The organism is Lelliottia wanjuensis, assembly GCF_030238365.1.
GTDB classification, from domain to species: domain Bacteria; phylum Pseudomonadota; class Gammaproteobacteria; order Enterobacterales; family Enterobacteriaceae; genus Enterobacter; species Enterobacter wanjuensis.
In genome coordinates, this window is sequence record NZ_JASSOT010000056.1 from 14613 (window position 1) to 33707 (window position 19095).

Annotated in this window: 17 protein-coding genes; 16 read left to right on the top strand and 1 reads right to left on the bottom strand. The window is 53.1% G+C overall.

Annotated features, from left to right (window positions below):
* Nucleotides 1–28 precede the first annotated feature (28 nt).
* The 13 genes from asnC (at nucleotide 29) to QQF33_RS09780 (ending at nucleotide 11526) form a co-directional block, all read left to right on the top strand.
* Nucleotides 29–487 (top strand): transcriptional regulator AsnC, encoded by a 459-nt coding sequence (gene asnC / locus QQF33_RS09720; RefSeq protein ID WP_088221282.1) that lies wholly within the window; start codon nucleotides 29–31, stop codon nucleotides 485–487.
* Between the two features lie 89 nt (nucleotides 488–576).
* Nucleotides 577–1026 carry an FMN-binding protein MioC gene (gene mioC / locus QQF33_RS09725; protein WP_282494079.1) on the top strand — a complete coding sequence of 150 codons (450 nt, stop codon included), beginning with the start codon at nucleotides 577–579 and terminating at the stop codon, nucleotides 1024–1026.
* Nucleotides 1027–1399: 373 nt separating this feature from the next.
* The gene (mnmG, locus tag QQF33_RS09730) at nucleotides 1400–3289 is read left to right on the top strand and encodes a tRNA uridine-5-carboxymethylaminomethyl(34) synthesis enzyme MnmG (protein WP_285151077.1); all 1890 of its coding nucleotides are present in this window, start codon (nucleotides 1400–1402) and stop codon (nucleotides 3287–3289) included.
* Nucleotides 3290–3408: 119 nt separating this feature from the next.
* Nucleotides 3409–4032 (top strand): 16S rRNA (guanine(527)-N(7))-methyltransferase RsmG, encoded by a 624-nt coding sequence (gene rsmG / locus QQF33_RS09735; protein ID WP_285151076.1) that lies wholly within the window; start codon nucleotides 3409–3411, stop codon nucleotides 4030–4032.
* Between the two features lie 616 nt (nucleotides 4033–4648).
* Complete coding sequence (gene atpI / locus QQF33_RS09740; RefSeq protein ID WP_282494076.1) at nucleotides 4649–5029, top strand: F0F1 ATP synthase subunit I; 381 nt, start codon at nucleotides 4649–4651, stop codon at nucleotides 5027–5029.
* Nucleotides 5030–5037: 8 nt separating this feature from the next.
* Nucleotides 5038–5853 carry a F0F1 ATP synthase subunit A gene (atpB, locus tag QQF33_RS09745; protein ID WP_282494075.1) on the top strand — a complete coding sequence of 272 codons (816 nt, stop codon included), beginning with the start codon at nucleotides 5038–5040 and terminating at the stop codon, nucleotides 5851–5853.
* Between the two features lie 50 nt (nucleotides 5854–5903).
* Nucleotides 5904–6143 (top strand): F0F1 ATP synthase subunit C, encoded by a 240-nt coding sequence (gene atpE / locus QQF33_RS09750; protein WP_000429386.1) that lies wholly within the window; start codon nucleotides 5904–5906, stop codon nucleotides 6141–6143.
* Between the two features lie 47 nt (nucleotides 6144–6190).
* Entirely contained in the window at nucleotides 6191–6661 is a 471-nt protein-coding gene (gene atpF / locus QQF33_RS09755) for a F0F1 ATP synthase subunit B (protein WP_095284091.1), read from the top strand.
* Nucleotides 6662–6675: 14 nt separating this feature from the next.
* Nucleotides 6676–7209: a F0F1 ATP synthase subunit delta gene (atpH, locus tag QQF33_RS09760; RefSeq protein WP_282494074.1), complete on the top strand. Its 534-nt coding sequence runs from the start codon at nucleotides 6676–6678 to the stop codon at nucleotides 7207–7209.
* A 12-nt stretch (nucleotides 7210–7221) separates the two neighbouring features.
* Entirely contained in the window at nucleotides 7222–8763 is a 1542-nt protein-coding gene (gene atpA, locus QQF33_RS09765) for a F0F1 ATP synthase subunit alpha (RefSeq protein WP_285157740.1), read from the top strand.
* A gap of 50 nt (nucleotides 8764–8813) precedes the next feature.
* The gene (gene atpG / locus QQF33_RS09770) at nucleotides 8814–9677 is read left to right on the top strand and encodes a F0F1 ATP synthase subunit gamma (protein WP_095284095.1); all 864 of its coding nucleotides are present in this window, start codon (nucleotides 8814–8816) and stop codon (nucleotides 9675–9677) included.
* Between the two features lie 26 nt (nucleotides 9678–9703).
* A complete protein-coding gene (gene atpD / locus QQF33_RS09775) occupies nucleotides 9704–11086 on the top strand; it encodes a F0F1 ATP synthase subunit beta (RefSeq protein ID WP_095284097.1) in 1383 nt (460 codons plus the stop codon).
* 20 nt (nucleotides 11087–11106) lie between these two features.
* Nucleotides 11107–11526, top strand: coding sequence for a F0F1 ATP synthase subunit epsilon (locus QQF33_RS09780; RefSeq protein WP_003023809.1), 420 nt, complete (start codon nucleotides 11107–11109; stop codon nucleotides 11524–11526).
* A 302-nt stretch (nucleotides 11527–11828) separates the two neighbouring features.
* Here the strand turns inward: QQF33_RS09780 and QQF33_RS09785 are convergent, their stop codons facing one another.
* A complete protein-coding gene (locus QQF33_RS09785; protein WP_285157741.1) occupies nucleotides 11829–13925 on the bottom strand; it encodes a right-handed parallel beta-helix repeat-containing protein in 2097 nt (698 codons plus the stop codon).
* Between the two features lie 344 nt (nucleotides 13926–14269).
* Here QQF33_RS09785 and glmU point away from each other — a divergent pair, with 344 nt between their 5' ends.
* The 3 genes from glmU to pstS all read left to right on the top strand — a co-directional run bounded on the left by glmU (nucleotide 14270) and on the right by pstS (nucleotide 19020).
* Nucleotides 14270–15640: a bifunctional UDP-N-acetylglucosamine diphosphorylase/glucosamine-1-phosphate N-acetyltransferase GlmU gene (glmU, locus tag QQF33_RS09790; RefSeq protein ID WP_285157742.1), complete on the top strand. Its 1371-nt coding sequence runs from the start codon at nucleotides 14270–14272 to the stop codon at nucleotides 15638–15640.
* A 209-nt stretch (nucleotides 15641–15849) separates the two neighbouring features.
* On the top strand, nucleotides 15850–17679 hold the full coding sequence (glmS, locus tag QQF33_RS09795; RefSeq protein WP_285155066.1) for a glutamine--fructose-6-phosphate transaminase (isomerizing): 1830 nt from the start codon (nucleotides 15850–15852) through the stop codon (nucleotides 17677–17679).
* A 300-nt stretch (nucleotides 17680–17979) separates the two neighbouring features.
* On the top strand, nucleotides 17980–19020 hold the full coding sequence (gene pstS, locus QQF33_RS09800) for a phosphate ABC transporter substrate-binding protein PstS (protein ID WP_282494070.1): 1041 nt from the start codon (nucleotides 17980–17982) through the stop codon (nucleotides 19018–19020).
* Nucleotides 19021–19095 lie beyond the last annotated feature (75 nt).

Sequence of the window (19095 nt, forward strand, 5' to 3'; positions counted from 1 at the left end):
GATTACTCAATCTTCATAAGAAAAACCTATGGAAAATTATCAGATCGACAATCTGGACCGCGGCATCCTCGAGGCATTAATGGCCAATGCGCGCACGGCGTATGCTGAACTGGCTAAACAATTCGGCGTCAGCCCGGGGACGATTCACGTTCGCGTCGAGAAGATGAAGCAGGCGGGGATTATTACCGGGGCGCGGATTGACGTCAGTCCGAAACAGCTCGGGTATGACGTCTGCTGCTTCATTGGCATTATTCTGAAAAGCGCAAAAGATTACCCCTCAGCGCTGGCCCGGCTCGAAAGCCTGGAAGAGGTGACCGAAGCCTATTACACCACCGGGCACTACAGCATCTTTATTAAGGTGATGTGCAAGTCGATCGATGCCCTGCAGCAGGTACTTATCAACAAGATCCAAACAATTGATGAAATTCAGTCCACCGAGACGCTGATCTCCCTGCAGAACCCGATCATGCGCACCATCCGCCCGTAGCGGCACCTTTTAATCACCACATTTTCCACAGGTAGATCCCAGCTCGCTCACAGCGTACAATGCTTCCCTCTTTATATGAGCGAGCGATCATGGCAGATATTACTCTTATCAGTGGCAGTACTCTTGGCGGCGCGGAATATGTTGCAGAACACCTGGCCGAAAAGCTGGAAGATGCCGGTTTTTCCACCGAAACCCTCCACGGGCCGTTGCTGGAAGATCTTTCTGTTGATGGGATCTGGCTGCTGATCACCTCGACCCACGGTGCGGGCGATATCCCGGATAACCTGCAACCTCTCTATGATGAGCTTCTCGAGCAGCTCCCTGACCTGTCAGGCGTGCGTTTTGGCGCGATCGGTATTGGTAGCCGCGAATACGACACCTTTTGCGGTGCCGTAGAGAAAGTCGAAGCCGCGATCATCTCCGGTGGGGCAAAACAGATCGGCGAAACGCTGAAGATCAACATCCTCGATCATGATATTCCGGAGGATCCAGCCGAAGAATGGCTGGGTGGATGGATTAATTTACTCAAGAACGCTTAAAGATCGTGCGATCAGATGTGGATAAGTCTGGTTAAAACCTTGGATCAACCGGTAGTTATCCAAGGTATAACCGTTGGCTGGTTTTTGACCTGTGTATAAGTCGAGGATCTAACCCCAGCTTATACTGTCCAGGATCACCGATCATTCACAGCAAACGATCCTTTCTATCCTTATGATCTTTCTCATGAGATCCCACTTACCCACAGGTGAAGGCGATCCTAATAAGAGATCATAGTAAAACAGATCTCTAAATAAGAAGATCTTCTTTTTAATAGCCAAGATCCCAATGCTTTCTCGAAAGACTAAACTTGAGTAGAATCCACGGCCCGGGCTTAAATCCATTTTCAAACCGCTTTACGCAAGGCAGGAAAGCATGTTTTATCAGGATCCTTTTGACGTCATCATCATTGGCGGGGGTCACGCAGGCACTGAGGCCGCTATGGCCGCAGCGCGTATGGGTCAACAGACCCTGCTTTTGACACACAATATCGACACGCTGGGACAAATGTCCTGTAATCCGGCGATTGGCGGCATTGGGAAAGGACACCTGGTAAAAGAAGTGGATGCTCTTGGCGGCCTGATGGCGAAAGCGATCGATCAGGCAGGCATTCAGTTTAGGATACTAAACGCGAGCAAAGGTCCCGCCGTTCGAGCCACCCGCGCTCAGGCAGACCGCGTGCTCTACCGCCAGGCTGTGCGTACTGCGCTGGAGAATCAGCCGAACCTGATGATCTTCCAGCAGGCGGTGGAAGATCTTATCGTTGAGAACGATCGTGTCGTCGGTGCTGTGACCCAGATGGGTCTGAAGTTCCGCGCCAAATCCGTGGTGCTGACGGTCGGGACCTTCCTCGATGGCAAAATTCACATTGGTCTGGATAACTACAGCGGTGGCCGTGCTGGCGATCCGCCGTCCATTCCCCTGTCCCGTCGTCTTCGCGAACTGCCGCTGCGCGTCAGCCGCCTGAAAACCGGTACGCCGCCGCGTATTGATGCGCGCACCATCGATTTTAGCGTGCTGGCAGAGCAGCACGGCGACAACCCGATGCCGGTCTTCTCGTTCATGGGTTCCGCTGCACAGCATCCGCAGCAGGTGCCGTGCTACATCACGCACACCAACGAAAAAACCCATGACGTGATCCGCAATAACCTCGATCGTAGCCCGATGTACGCCGGTGTGATCGAAGGGATCGGCCCGCGCTATTGTCCGTCGATCGAAGACAAGGTGATGCGCTTTGCCGATCGTAACCAGCACCAGATCTTCCTGGAGCCGGAAGGCCTCACCTCTAACGAAATTTACCCGAACGGCATCTCCACCAGCCTGCCGTTCGATGTGCAGATGCAAATTGTTCGCTCAATGCAGGGCATGGAGAACGCAAAAATCGTTCGTCCTGGCTACGCTATTGAGTACGATTTCTTCGACCCGCGCGATCTGAAACCGACACTGGAGAGCAAATTTATCCAGGGCCTGTTCTTCGCCGGACAGATCAACGGCACCACCGGTTACGAAGAAGCCGCCGCGCAGGGCCTGCTGGCGGGTCTTAACGCCGCGCGCTTCTCTGCCGAAAAAGACGGCTGGGCACCGCGTCGCGATCAGGCCTATCTGGGCGTGCTGGTCGACGATCTCTGCACCCTCGGTACCAAAGAACCGTACCGCATGTTCACTTCACGTGCGGAATATCGTCTGATGCTGCGTGAAGACAACGCCGATCTGCGTCTGACCGAAATGGGTCGCGAGCTGGGTCTGGTCGATGACGAACGCTGGGCGCGTTTCAACGACAAGCTCGAGCGTATCGAAACTGAACGCCAGCGCCTGAAAACGTCCTGGGTGAACCCACAGACCGAATCAGTAGGCGAAGTGAACGCTCACTTGAGCGCACCACTGTCGCGCGAAGCCAGCGGGGAAGATCTGCTGCGCCGCCCGGAAATGACCTACGAGAAGCTGGTGCAGATGACGCCGTTCGCGCCGGGTCTGGACGACGCCGAAGCGGCCGAACAGGTCGAAATTCAGGTCAAATACGAAGGTTACATCGCGCGTCAGCAGGATGAGATCGAGAAACAGCTGCGCAACGAGAACACGCTGCTGCCGGCAATGCTGGACTACCGCCAGGTGACGGGGCTGTCCAACGAAGTGATCGCCAAGCTGAACGATCACAAACCGGTGTCGATCGGCCAGGCATCTCGCATCTCCGGCGTGACGCCCGCAGCGATCTCCATTCTGCTGGTATGGCTGAAAAAACAAGGTATGCTGCGCCGCAGCGCTTAACAGCAGGCAATCGTTGCCATTTTGGCGGGTGGCGTTTCGCTAACCCGCCCTACAGTTCGTATCGTAGGCCCGGTAAGCGCTAGCGCCACCGGGCTCATTATTTCAAACAGGTATTCACCGTGCTCAACAAACTCTCTCGTCTGCTGGATGAAGCAGGTATTTCGCTCACCGATCACCAGAAAAATCAGCTGGTGGCCTATGTCGATATGCTGAACAAATGGAACAAGGCGTACAACCTCACGTCGGTACGCGATCCCAACGAGATGCTGATTCGTCATATCCTCGACAGCATTGTGGTGGCGCCTCACCTGCAGGGTGAACGTTTTATCGATGTCGGTACTGGCCCGGGTCTGCCCGGTATTCCGTTATCCATCGTGCGCCCGGAGTGCCATTTCACGCTGCTGGACAGCCTGGGTAAGCGCGTGCGCTTCCTGCGTCAGGTCCAGCATGAGCTGAAGCTCGAGAACATTGAGCCGGTCCAGAGCAGGGTAGAGGCGTTTCCGTCCGAGCCACCGTTCAACGGCGTGATCAGCCGCGCGTTTGCCTCGCTCAACGACATGGTGAGCTGGTGTAAGCATTTGCCTGCGCAGGAAGGCCGTTTTTACGCGCTCAAAGGACTGGTTCCTGACGATGAAATCGCCCAACTCCCTGATGGATATACCGTCGAGTCCATTGTTAAACTGCGGGTACCGCAACTCGATGGTGAACGCCATTTGGTGATAATTAAGCCAAACAATTTTTAAAAATCTCATAAAAAATGCGGAATTCGTGCTGTTCTTAGAGTGTTAAAAAGCAGCACGAAGTCGGGCTTCACCCTGAACTGAATTTAACCTTGTTGTTACCGGGGATTACCCAAACGTTAACCTGAATTCGTTTGTTCACCCAAAAGATAGTCAGCACTGAAAATATCAGTCTGCTAAAAGTGGAATTCAGTAACGAGATTGTGATGTTAAATATTTATTAAAAATGTCAATGAAAGGTTTTTGTCGTGTACGGGGCTGTTTTGAAAATAGTTACTGGCATTTGTGTTTAATATCATAAAGATGAATTAAACCAAATTATTGATTTGATAAATATGACCTTATCGTAAATGTGTATTTTGTGATCTCGTGCACGCTTTGTCGCCAACGTTTCTACGCGGTTTGCAGTTTTCCCGGATTGCGTGGGGTTTGGCGAAAAGTTAAAAAATAGCGGTGGGGAAAATTATTTAAACATTTATTCACCTTTTCGCTACTTAATGTTTGAATTCACGGGTGCGCACCGTATAATTTGACCGCTTTTTGATGCTTGACTCTGAGCGTTAAAGGACGTTTTATACGACACGCGACATACCTCGAAGGGAGCAGGAGTAAAAACGTGATGTCTGTGTCGCTCTTGAGTCGAAACGTTGCTCGTAAGCTTCTGTTCATTCAGTTTCTGGCTGTGATAGCAAGTGGACTGCTGTTCTGCCTCAAAGACCCCTTCTGGGGCATCTCCGCAGTGTGTGGAGGTTTGGCAGTGGTTTTGCCAAACATGTTGTTTATGATTTTTGCCTGGCGTCATCAGGCGCATACACCTGCCAAAGGCCGCGTGGCCTGGTCCTTCGCTCTTGGCGAAGTGTGTAAGGTGTTGCTGACCTTCGCCTTCCTGGTGGTGGCGCTGGCTGTTTTGAAAGTGGTATTTTTGCCGCTGATCGTGACGTGGGTTTTGGTGCTGGTGGTACAAATTCTGGCGCCAGCTGTAATCAACAACAAAGGGTAAAAGGCATCATGGCTTCAGAAAATATGACGCCGCAGGATTACATAGGTCACCATCTGACGAACCTTCAGATGGACCTGCGTACATTCTCGCTGGTGGATCCGCATAACCCCCCGGCCACCTTCTGGACGCTCAACATTGACTCCATGTTCTTCTCGGTGGTGTTGGGTCTGTTGTTCCTGGCCATGTTCCGTAGCGTTGCTAAAAAGGCGACCAGCGGTGTTCCAGGGAAATTCCAGACGGCTATCGAGTTAGTCATCGGCTTCGTTCATGGCAGCGTCAAAGACATGTATCACGGTAAGAGCAAACTGATTGCTCCGCTGGCGCTGACTGTCTTCGTCTGGGTCTTCCTGATGAACCTGATGGACCTTCTGCCTATCGACCTGCTGCCGTACATCGGTGAGCATGTTCTCGGCCTGCCGGCACTGCGTGTGGTTCCGTCTGCTGACGTGAACATCACCCTGTCCATGGCGCTGGGCGTATTCATCCTGATTCTTTTCTACAGCATCAAAATGAAAGGCGTAAGCGGCTTTGTGAAAGAGCTTACCTTGCAGCCGTTCAACCACTGGGCGTTCATTCCGGTCAACCTGATCCTGGAAGGCGTAAGCCTGCTGTCCAAACCGGTTTCACTCGGTCTGCGACTGTTCGGTAACATGTATGCGGGTGAGCTGATTTTCATTCTGATCGCGGGTCTTCTGCCGTGGTGGTCACAGTGGATTCTGAATGTGCCATGGGCCATTTTCCACATCCTGATCATTACGCTGCAAGCCTTTATCTTCATGGTTCTGACGATCGTCTATCTGTCGATGGCGTCTGAAGAGCACTGATTTTTTAACCACCACTACTACGTTTTTATTGAAACAAACTGGAGACTGTCATGGAAAACCTGAATATGGATCTGCTGTACATGGCTGCCGCTGTGATGATGGGTCTGGCGGCTATCGGTGCTGCGATCGGTATCGGCATCCTCGGGGGCAAATTCCTGGAAGGCGCTGCGCGTCAACCGGATCTGATTCCTCTGCTGCGTACTCAGTTCTTTATCGTTATGGGTCTGGTGGATGCAATCCCGATGATCGCTGTAGGTCTGGGTCTGTACGTGATGTTTGCTGTCGCGTAACTCGTTTTTAAAAACCCAAGCCACAGAAATTAAAGAGGTATTGTGCTGTGAACATGAACGCAACAATCCTCGGCCAGGCCATCGCGTTTATTCTCTTTGTCTGGTTCTGCATGAAGTATGTATGGCCGCCTTTAATGGCAGCCATCGAGAAACGTCAGAAAGAAATTGCTGACGGTCTGGCTTCCGCAGAGCGCGCTAAGAAAGATTTGGACCTTGCACAGGCCAACGCGACAGACCAGCTGAAAAAAGCGAAAGGTGAAGCTCAGGTAATCATTGAACAGGCTAACAAACGCCGTGCTCAGATCCTGGACGAAGCCAAAGCTGAAGCAGAACAGGAACGTACCAAGATCGTTGCACAAGCTCAGGCTGAAATTGATGCTGAGCGTAAACGTGCTCGTGAAGAACTGCGTAAGCAGGTTGCGATTCTGGCTGTTGCTGGCGCCGAGAAGATCATCGAACGTTCCGTGGATGAAGCTGCTAATAGCGACATCGTGGACAAACTTGTCGCTGAACTGTAAGGAGGGAGGGGCTGATGTCTGAATTTGTTACGGTAGCTCGCCCCTACGCCAAAGCAGCTTTTGACTTTGCTGTCGAACACCAAAATGTCGATCGCTGGCAGGATATGCTGGCGTTTGCCGCTGAGGTAACGAAAAACGAGCAAGTGGCTGAGATGCTTTCCGGTGCGTTAGCACCCGAAACCCTTGCTGCATCGTTTATCGCCATTTGTGGTGAGCAACTGGATGACAACGGCCAGAACCTGATTAAGGTCATGGCTGAAAATGGTCGTCTGCGAGTGCTCCCTGATGTTCTCGAGCAGTTCCAGCACTTACGTGCCCTCAGTGAAGCTACCGCCGAAGTTGAAGTAACCTCTGCGAATGAACTGAGTGAAGAACAGCTTGCGAAGATCTCCGCCGCGATGGAAAAACGTCTGTCACGCAAAGTTAAGCTGAATTGCAAAATCGATAAGTCTGTAATGGCAGGCGTAATCATCCGAGCGGGTGATATGGTCATTGATGGCAGCGTACGCGGCCGTCTTGAACGCCTTGCAGACGTCTTGCAGTCTTAAGGGGACTGGAGCATGCAACTGAATTCCACCGAAATCAGCGAACTGATCAAGCAGCGCATTGCTCAGTTCAGTGTTGTGAGCGAAGCTCATAACGAAGGTACTATTGTTTCTGTAAGTGACGGTGTTATCCGCATCCACGGCCTGGCCGATTGTATGCAGGGTGAGATGATTTCCCTGCCGGGTAACCGTTACGCTATCGCACTGAACCTGGAGCGCGACTCCGTAGGTGCTGTAGTGATGGGCCCGTACGCTGACCTTGCCGAAGGCATGAAAGTCAAATGTACTGGTCGTATTCTGGAAGTTCCAGTCGGCCGTGGCCTGCTGGGTCGCGTGGTGAACACCCTGGGTGCACCAATCGACGGTAAAGGCCCGGTTGATAACGATGGCTTCTCGCCAATCGAAGTTATCGCACCAGGCGTTATCGAACGTCAGTCCGTTGATCAGCCAGTTCAGACGGGTTATAAATCCGTTGATGCCATGATCCCAATCGGTCGTGGTCAGCGTGAACTGATCATCGGTGACCGTCAGACCGGTAAAACCGCGATGGCAATCGATGCGATCATCAACCAGCGCGATTCCGGCATCAAATGCGTGTACGTGGCTATCGGCCAGAAAGCGTCCACCATTTCTAACGTGGTTCGTAAACTGGAAGAGCACGGCGCGCTGTCAAACACCATCGTGGTGGTTGCAACCGCTTCTGAATCTGCTGCACTGCAATACCTGGCGCCATATGCCGGTTGCGCAATGGGCGAATACTTCCGTGACCGCGGTGAAGATGCACTGATCGTGTACGATGACCTGTCTAAACAGGCCGTTGCTTACCGTCAGGTTTCCCTGCTGCTCCGTCGTCCACCAGGACGTGAAGCCTTCCCGGGCGACGTATTTTACCTCCACTCCCGTCTGCTGGAGCGCGCATCCCGCGTTAACGCTGAGTACGTTGAGAAGTTCACCAAGGGTGAAGTTAAAGGTAAAACCGGCTCCCTGACTGCACTGCCGATTATCGAAACTCAGGCGGGTGACGTTTCTGCGTTCGTTCCGACCAACGTAATTTCCATTACCGATGGTCAGATCTTCCTCGAAACCAACCTGTTCAACTCCGGTATTCGTCCTGCGGTTAACCCAGGGATCTCCGTATCCCGTGTGGGTGGTGCTGCTCAGACTAAGATCATCAAGAAACTGTCCGGTGGTATTCGTACCGCTCTGGCACAGTATCGTGAACTGGCTGCGTTCTCTCAGTTCGCTTCCGATCTGGATGAAGCGACCCGTAAGCAGTTAAGCCATGGTCAGAAAGTGACCGAGCTGCTGAAACAGAAACAGTATGCCCCAATGTCTGTTGCACAACAGGGCCTGGTGCTGTTCGCGGCTGAACGCGGTTACCTCGAAGATGTGGAACTGGCGAAAATCGGTAGCTTTGAAGCCGCACTGCTGGCTTACGTTGACCGTGATCACGCTCCGCTGATGCAAGAGATTAACCAGTCCGGTGGCTATAACGACGAAATCGAAGGCAAGCTGAAAGCTATCCTCGATTCCTTCAAAGCAACCCAGTCCTGGTAACGTCCGGCGGCTTGTCTTAGGACAGGCCGCAAGGCATTGAGGAGAAGCTCATGGCCGGCGCAAAAGAGATACGTAGTAAGATCGCAAGCGTCCAGAACACGCAAAAGATCACTAAAGCGATGGAAATGGTCGCCGCTTCCAAAATGCGTAAATCGCAGGAGCGCATGGCGGCCAGCCGTCCTTATGCAGATACCATGCGCAAAGTGATTGGTCACCTTGCGAACGGTAATCTGGAATATAAGCATCCTTACCTGGAAGAACGCGACGTTAAACGCGTGGGCTACCTGGTGGTGTCTACCGACCGTGGTCTGTGCGGTGGCTTGAACATTAACCTGTTCAAAAAGCTGCTGGCTGAAATGAAAGTCTGGTCCGACAAAGGCGTTCAGAGCGATATCGCGATGATCGGCTCCAAGGGCGTTTCTTTCTTTAATTCAGTGGGTGGCAATATTGTCGCTCAGGTGACCGGCATGGGTGATAACCCGTCCCTGTCCGAACTGATCGGCCCGGTAAAAGTGATGTTGCAGGCCTACGATGAAGGCCGTCTGGACAGACTGTATGTGGTCAGCAACAAATTTATTAATACCATGTCTCAGGTTCCGACCCTCACTCAGCTGCTGCCATTGCCGGCATCAGAAGATGAAGAGTTAAAACATAAAGCCTGGGATTACCTGTATGAACCCGATCCGAAACCGCTGCTGGATACCCTGCTGCGTCGTTACGTTGAATCTCAGGTTTATCAGGGCGTGGTAGAAAACCTGGCCAGCGAGCAGGCCGCACGTATGGTGGCGATGAAAGCCGCGACCGACAATGGCGGCAGCCTGATTAAAGAGCTGCAGTTGGTATACAACAAAGCTCGTCAGGCCAGCATTACTCAGGAACTCACCGAAATCGTCGGTGGTGCATCCGCGGTATAACCAGGTTAATTCGTAGAGGATTCAAGATGGCTACTGGAAAAATTGTCCAGGTAATCGGCGCCGTGGTTGACGTCGAATTCCCTCAGGATGCCGTACCGCGCGTGTACGATGCTCTTGAGGTTCAGAATGGTAATGAGAGCCTGGTGCTGGAAGTTCAGCAGCAGCTCGGTGGTGGTATCGTGCGTACCATCGCCATGGGTTCTTCTGACGGTCTGCGTCGTGGTCTGGAAGTTAAAGACCTTGAGCACCCGATCGAAGTCCCGGTTGGTAAAGCAACGCTGGGTCGTATCATGAACGTGCTCGGTCAGCCGATCGACATGAAAGGCGACATCGGCGAAGAAGAGCGTTGGGCGATCCACCGCGAAGCACCTTCCTACGAAGAGCTGTCAAGCTCTCAGGAACTGCTGGAAACCGGTATCAAAGTAATGGACCTGATCTGCCCGTTTGCAAAAGGCGGTAAAGTCGGTCTGTTCGGTGGTGCGGGTGTAGGTAAAACCGTAAACATGATGGAGCTGATCCGTAACATCGCGATCGAGCACTCCGGTTACTCCGTGTTTGCAGGTGTGGGTGAGCGTACTCGTGAGGGTAACGACTTCTACCACGAAATGACCGACTCCAACGTTCTGGATAAAGTATCCCTGGTTTACGGCCAGATGAACGAGCCACCAGGAAACCGTCTGCGTGTGGCACTGACCGGCCTGACTATGGCTGAGAAGTTCCGTGACGAAGGTCGTGACGTACTGCTGTTCGTTGATAACATCTACCGTTACACCCTGGCCGGTACTGAAGTATCTGCACTGCTGGGCCGTATGCCATCAGCGGTAGGTTATCAGCCGACTCTGGCGGAAGAGATGGGCGTTCTGCAGGAACGTATCACTTCTACCAAAACCGGTTCTATCACCTCCGTACAGGCGGTATACGTACCTGCGGATGACTTGACTGACCCATCTCCAGCCACCACCTTTGCTCACTTAGATGCAACCGTGGTACTGAGCCGTCAGATCGCGTCTCTGGGTATCTACCCGGCCGTTGACCCGCTGGACTCCACCAGCCGTCAGCTGGATCCACTGGTTGTTGGTCAGGAACACTACGACACCGCGCGTGGCGTTCAGTCCATCCTGCAGCGTTACCAGGAACTGAAAGACATCATCGCGATCCTGGGTATGGACGAACTGTCTGAAGAAGACAAACTGGTGGTAGCACGTGCGCGTAAGATCCAGCGCTTCCTGTCCCAGCCGTTCTTCGTTGCAGAAGTCTTTACCGGTTCTCCGGGTAAATTCGTATCGCTGAAAGATACCATCCGTGGCTTTAAAGGCATCATGGAAGGCGAATACGATCACCTGCCAGAGCAGGCGTTCTATATGGTTGGCACCATCGATGAAGCTGTCGAGAAAGCCAAAAAACTTTAACGCCTTAATCGGAGGGTGATATGGCAATGACTTACCACCTGGACGTCGTCAGCGCAGAGCAACAAATGTTCTCTGGTCTGGTCGAAAAAATCCAGGTAACGGGTAGTGAAGGTGAACTGGGTATTTTCCCAGGGCACGCACCGCTGCTCACCGCCATTAAGCCTGGTATGATCCGCATCGTAAAACAGTTCGGTCATGAAGAGTTTATCTACCTGTCCGGCGGCATTCTTGAAGTGCAGCCTGGCAGTGTGACCGTTCTTGCTGATACCGCTATTCGTGGACAGGATCTCGACGAAGCACGAGCTCTGGAAGCGAAGCGTAAAGCAGAAGAGCACATTAAGAGCTCTCATGGCGACGTGGATTACGCACAGGCCTCAGCTGAGCTGGCTAAAGCGATCGCGAAACTGCGCGTTATCGAGTTGACCAAAAAAGCGATGTAACACCGGCTTGAAAAGCACAAAAGCCAGTCTGGTTTCCAGACTGGCTTTTTTAATGGCTGCGTTTCAGATTCTATGGAACTGAAAAGGTGTTTTAATATTTTGTGATTTTAGTCACAAAAATATTGATCGGTTAAATGTTGAGGAGTAGACTTATTTTTGTGATGTGTGTCACATAATCAACTCCAACAACAGGGGATACCCACATGAAACTGATCAATAAAGTCATCGCTCTCTTCAGCAACATGAACGTCTCTTTCGGTACGTTCAACCTGTAATCTGCTGTATGCCGAGTGGCGCCACGCTTACCGTTGTGTGATAAGCGAAGCGCCATCTGGCAGCACTTCCCCGCCGTTATTCACGCTCTTCCCGTCTGCGATAAAATAGTTCGTCTCATCAATATTCCCGACCACCGCATCGTCATAGCGACCAGGCTGCGTGCGCACGGATTTGTTGCCGCTGAAAATACCCTGCGTTGAAGCATCCCCATACGGGCTCGGACGGAAGATAAAGTTAAAGCGCTGATTGTCCACCGCCACATTGTTGGTCACCACCAGCTTGCCGGGATTGAAGTTGTCGGTAAAACCATCCAGCTGATTCCCTTCCGCCTTGCTGTTTCGCACCTCATGCGCCACTGGCTGCCCTTCTCCGCCGAGTTTAAATCCGTTGCTGGTGTTGTTGCGGGCGATTGAATTCTCGATCACCACAACCCCGTTCGCACCGTCCTCTATCTTATTGAACAGGTCGAAACCGTCGTCGATATTGTCGTGGGAATAGCAGTTCTCCAGACGGTTACCTTCGCCCACGCGCATCTTCACGGCAAAACCATCGGCGTTGATTTTGCCGGGATCCACATTGGCGTAAGACTCAGAATTTTTTACCCGGTTATGGCTTGCCCACAGTGCCCGGCCCACGTTGTCCGGGGACGATATCTGAATGCCCGTATCGTCGTTCCGGTAGGCGGTCACGTTATCAATCAGGTTGTGGCTGCCCTGAATGCGCAGGCTTTTGTCGGTAATGTCGATGCCCTTGATGTGCCAGTAGCTGGCATCCACCAGCAGACCATGAATCACGGCCTTGCCGCCTGCCTGCAATGTTTTGCGCCGATCGGCATTGCCGCTGGCAGCCAGTGGGATCTCGCTGCGCGGATACTCTCCGGCTTTGAGGATAATCGTTCCGCCAGGTGCGAGCAGATCAATCGCGGAGGCTAAATCCAGCGGCGAGGCGAGCGTACCTTTCCCGTCGGCTTTGCCGTCAGGGGCGGCGTGCAGCGTCGTATCCGTAAACCCATCTACCTTTTCAACGCTAAACGGCTGATGAATGGTTTCGCCGCTGGTGGGCGTAAAGCTCAGGCTAAAGGCGTTATTTTCCGTCAGGGTCGCTGGCAGGCTGTACATCTCTCCGGCTTTCACCGCTTTATCGTTACCGACCACCACTTCGTTCTGACGCACACTGAAAACACCGTCATGGTTCGCACGCGCCTGAACGAGGTACTTATCCGATGTACTTTTCCCTGAGGATGCCAGCTGCACCACCGTCGGGAGTGCTTTGGCCTGCCAGGGTTTTGAAGGTACGGTTTCTGCGGCGGAGGTGGTGAGCGAGGCGTCCGATACGGTGATTTTGGCGTTACGCGAGGCGAAAAAGCCGACGTAATAGCGATCTTTATTTTGCACAGCGATCAGGTCCGCACGCGGTACGCTTTCGCTCACCCACGCGTCACTCCCGACGGGCGACCAGGCGGTGATAAAACCGTCGTTAGTCCGCTGCAGCTTCAGACGGAATTCCGGCGTCTGGCTCAGGTCGATCTCTTCTTTAAAGCTCTGCTTTTTAATCGCTGCGCCCGCGTTACCCCAGGGCTGGGAAATCCCTTCGCGGGTGATGGCCTGCATTTTGACCCGCTGGTGGTCCTTTTTATCCTGGGTCATGATGGCATTCATCACCAGGTTTGAGGCCGCCGGAAACTCTTCATAGCCCTCTTTCAGCGGCTGCTGGCGGGGCACGCCAATCACGTCGCGCACCAGCAGCCCTGCGCCCTCCTGCGCGGCGGGTTTTGCGCCATTCTCCGGGCCAAACTGCTCAACTTTAACGGTGGCCAGCAATTCGAAATTCTCACGAGTCGGCAGCTCGGTATAGAAAAAGGTTAACCCGTCGTGCGAGTTGGCAATCTTCCCGCCCCGGCTTTCAATGGTGATGGGTTTTGAGAGATCCGCCGTGTCCTGCGGCGTCAGCTTTTTGCCGTCGATGGTCACGTCGTTGACGCCGATTTTTTCCGGCAACACGTTAGACGAAAAATTCAGATCGGTAGACTGCCCAAAAGCAATCGCTTTCCAGACGTGCTGCCCGGCAGCCGAGACAGCAAAGGAGCTACACATCATTAGGGCCAGAGGTATTTTATAGTTCATCTTATTCTCCTGATTGATAAGTGAGCGCCATTATCATCAAGATGAAACGGTGTTTCTTTTTTAGATGTCACAATAATGAATAATTAAAACACCGTTTTGCTTTGAACTGATCTTTATTCTTGAGGCGAAAAAATCGCTAACCTGTTGTGAACCCTTGCGACTTGCCTTAAGAAAGCTATTTTCCAGAGAAAAAGTGATTTACTCTGACCGCAAAACTATCCTCAAATAGCGAATATCGCCGGATGTTGAACGTTTTACGAGCGGTCCATTTTATGACGCAAAATATGTAGAATTTTCAACGTCAAAGGGTTTTACTTCTCACTCAAATTACAGTCAGGACGCGTATGTTGAACAATACGATGAGCGTGGTCATCCTTGCCGCTGGCAAAGGCACCCGCATGTATTCCGATCTTCCTAAGGTGCTTCACACACTGGCAGGAAAGCCAATGGTGCAGCATGTCATTGATGCCGCTGGAGAACTTGGCGCAAGCAAGGTCCATCTGGTGTATGGCCACGGCGGCGATCTGCTCAAGCAAACGCTGCGCGATGACAAACTCAACTGGGTCCTTCAGGCAGAACAGCTGGGAACGGGCCATGCGATGCAGCAGGCCGCGCCGTTCTTTGCGGATGACGAAGACATTCTGATGCTCTACGGCGATGTCCCGCTGATCGCAGTAGAAACCCTGACGCGCCTGCGTGAAGCCAAACCGCAGGGCGGCATCGGTTTATTGACCGTTAAACTCGACGATTCGACAGGCTATGGCCGCATCACCCGTGAAAACGGCAAAGTGACCGGCATCGTTGAGCACAAAGATGCGACTGACGAACAGCGTCAGATTCAGGAAATCAATACCGGCATCCTGATCGCCAACGGCGCAGACATGAAGCGCTGGCTGGCAAAACTGAACAACAACAATGCCCAGGGTGAATACTACATCACCGATATCATTGCCCTGGCGCACCACGAAGGAAATGAGATCGTGGCGGTTCATCCCGATCGCCTGAGCGAAGTGGAAGGCGTGAACAACCGTCTGCAGCTCTCGCGCCTGGAACGTGTTTACCAGTCCGAGCAGGCAGAAAAACTGCTGCTGGCGGGCGTGATGCTGCGCGATCCGGTGCGTTTTGATCTGCGCGGCACGCTGAATCACGGGCGCGATGTGGAAATCGACACTAACGTTATTATTGAAGGTCAGGTCACGCTTGGGAATCGCGTCAAAATCGGTACCGGGTGTGTGATCAAAAACAGCGTGATTGGCGATGATTGCGAAATCAGCCCGTACAGCGTGGTGGAAGATTCACATCTGGAAGCGGCCTGCACCATCGGCCCGTTCGCGCGTCTGCGTCCTGGCGCCGAGCTGCTGGAAGGCGCGCACGTGGGCAACTTCGTTGAGATGAAAAAAGCGCGTCTGGGTAAGGGCTCGAAAGCGGGTCATCTGAGCTATCTGGGCGACGCGGAAATTGGCGACAACGTGAACATCGGTGCGGGTACGATCACCTGTAATTACGATGGCGCGAACAAGTTTAAAACCATCATCGGTGACGATGTGTTTGTCGGCTCCGACACGCAACTGGTGGCGCCGGTCACCGTCGGTAAGGGTGTGACCATCGCCGCCGGAACGACAGTGACGCGCGATGTGGCGGATAATGAGCTGGTGCTCAGCCGCGTACCGCAGGTGCATAAGCAAGGCTGGCAGCGTCCGGTGAAGAAGAAGTAACAACCAGGCGGGTGGCGCTTCGCTTACCCGCCCTACGATTTTGTCTGTCGGCATCGCCGATGGATGTGGGATGAGGGGATAACATAATCCTCCGCCCAAAGGCAGTACCTAAAAATATAACCCCACTCTCTACAAGGCTCGGGGCGCCCTAAAAGGGCATAACAGGTCAGCGACAACGCGGCATAACGCCATTATCAGGAAATCTAACTATGTGTGGAATTGTTGGCGCAGTTGCGCAGCGTGATATTGCTGAAATCCTTCTCGAAGGTTTACGTCGTCTGGAATACCGTGGCTATGACTCTGCCGGTCTGGCAGTAGTGGATGCAGAAGGTCATATGACCCGTCTGCGCCGTCTCGGTAAAGTGCAAATGCTGGCGCAAGCCGCGGAAGAAACGCCGCTGCACGGCGGAACCGGTATCGCGCACACCCGCTGGGCAACCCACGGCGAACCGTCTGAAGGTAACGCCCACCCGCATGTGTCTGAACACATTGTGGTGGTGCATAACGGCATTATCGAAAACCACGAACCGCTGCGCGAAGAGTTGAAAGCGCGTGGCTACACCTTTGTCTCTGAAACTGACACCGAAGTTATCGCTCACCTGGTTCACTGGGAACTGGAGCAGGGCGGTACGCTGCGCGAAGCGGTGCTGCGCGCCATTCCTCAGCTGCGCGGCGCGTACGGTACAGTGATCATGGATTCTCGCGATCCGAGCACCCTGCTGGCGGCACGTTCCGGTAGCCCGATGGTCATCGGTATGGGTATGGGCGAGAACTTCATCGCTTCCGATCAGCTGGCACTCCTGCCGGTCACCCGTCGTTTTATCTTCCTCGAAGAGGGCGATATCGCGGAAGTGACCCGTCGCAGCGTGACGGTCTTTGATAAATCCGGCGCGCAGGTGAAGCGTCAGGAGATCGAATCGAATCTGCAGTACGATGCGGGCGACAAAGGCGCGTACCGTCACTATATGCAGAAAGAGATCTATGAGCAGCCGAACGCCATAAAGAACACCCTGACCGGGCGCATCAGCCACGGCGAGGTGGATCTGAGCGAGCTGGGTGCGAACGCCAACGAGATGCTGGCGAAGGTCGAGCATATCCAGATTGTGGCCTGCGGCACCTCTTACAACTCAGGTATGGTTTCGCGTTACTGGTTTGAAGCGTTGGCGGGCGTACCGTGCGATGTTGAAATCGCCTCGGAATTCCGCTACCGCAAATCGGCCGTGCGCCGTAACAGCCTGATGATCACCCTTTCCCAGTCCGGTGAAACGGCGGATACCCTGGCGGCCCTGCGTCTGTCGAAAGAGCTGGGCTATCTCGGTTCTTTGGCGATCTGTAACGTCCCTGGCTCGTCGCTGGTGCGTGAATCGGATCTGGCGCTGATGACCAAAGCCGGTACTGAAATCGGCGTGGCATCGACCAAAGCCTTCACCACTCAGCTGACCGTGCTGTTGATGCTGGTGGCGAAACTGGCGCGTCTGAAAGGCCAGGATGCGTCCATTGAGCAGGATATCGTTCACGGGCTGCAGGCGCTGCCGAGCCGTATCGAACAGATGCTGTCTCAGGACAAGCGCATCGAAGCGCTGGCAGAAGATTTCTCTGACAAACACCACGCCCTGTTCCTTGGCCGTGGCGATCAGTACCCAATCGCGCTGGAAGGCGCGCTGAAGCTGAAAGAGATCTCCTACATCCATGCGGAAGCCTACGCCGCAGGCGAGCTGAAACACGGCCCGCTGGCGCTGATTGACGCGGATATGCCGGTGATCGTGGTTGCCCCGAACAACGAACTGCTGGAAAAACTGAAATCGAACATCGAAGAAGTGCGCGCCCGTGGCGGCCAGCTGTACGTCTTCGCCGATCAGGATGCCGGGTTTGTCAGCAACGACAACATGCACATCATCGAGATGCCGCATGTTGAAGAGGTGATTGCCCCGATCTTCTACACCGTTCCGCTGCAGCTGCTGGCGTATCACGTCGCGCTGATCAAAGGCACCGACGTCGACCAGCCGCGTAACCTGGCGAAGTCCGTCACCGTAGAATAATCCCTTCAGGCTCCACCTTCGGGTGGAGCTTTTTTTATCCCTTCCCGACGTTTTTATTTATGACAATCTGTCATCTTCAGCTACTTTTTTCAGTGTCACAGAAAGAAAATTTTTCTGAAATCGCACTGTCATATAAGCGGCTAACACGATGATTATTAATGCTAATTTTGCAGATTCTTAAGTGAAACTTTCAGTGTCATAAAACTGTCATAATTCGTACATTTATCTGTCACCTGTTTGTCCTATTTTGCTCATCGTAGCCACTCAAACAATGATTTACGAAATCTTGCAGGAGACATTATGAAAGTTATGCGTACCACTGTCGCAACTGTTGTCGCCGCGACCTTATCTCTGAGCGCTTTCTCTGTATTCGCAGAAGCAAGCCTGACTGGCGCTGGTGCAACATTCCCTGCGCCGGTGTATGCCAAATGGGCTGATACTTACCAGAAAGAAACCGGTAACAAGGTTAACTATCAGGGTATCGGCTCCTCCGGTGGCGTGAAACAAATTACCGCGAACACCGTCGATTTCGGCGCATCAGACGCTCCGCTGTCTGATGACAAACTGGCGCAGGAAGGTCTGTTCCAGTTCCCGACCGTTATCGGTGGTGTTGTGCTGGCCGTGAATATCCCTGGCCTGAAATCTGGCGAACTGGTGCTGGATGGCAAAACCCTGGGTGATATCTATCTCGGCAAAATCAAAAAATGGGATGACGAAGCCATCACCAAACTGAACCCGGGTATCAAACTGCCTTCGCAGAATATCGCCGTGGTTCGTCGCGCTGACGGTTCCGGTACCTCCTTCGTCTTCACCAGCTACCTGGCGAAAGTGAACGAAGAGTGGAAATCCAAAATCGGTTCTGGTTCTACCGTTAACTGGCCGACCGGTCTGGGCGGTAAAGGTAACGACGGTATCGCCGCATTCGTCCAGCGTCTGCCTGGCTCAATCGGATACGTAGAGTACGCTTATGCTAAGCAGAACAACCTGGCTTACACCAAACTGATCTCTGCCGATGGCAAACCGGTTAGCCCGACTGAAGAGAACTTTGCGAACGCTGCCAAAGGCGCAGACTGGAGCAAATCCTTCGCTCAGGACCTGACCAACCAGAAAGGTGACGAGGCGTGGCCAATTACTTCCACGACCTTCATTCTGGTCCACAAAGATCAGAAGAAACCTGAGCAGGGCGCAGAAGTGCTGAAGTTCTTCGACTGGGCGTACAAAAACGGCGGCAAACAGGCTAATGACCTGGATTACGCCAGCCTGCCAGACAGCGTGGTTGAGCAGATTCGTGCTGCATGGAAAACCAACGTGAAAGACAGCAGCGGTAAAGCGCTGTACTAACAGGATATATTTAACGAAGATGGCGGGTGGCGCTACGCTTACCCGCCCTACGGTTTAATCTGTAGGCCCGGTAAG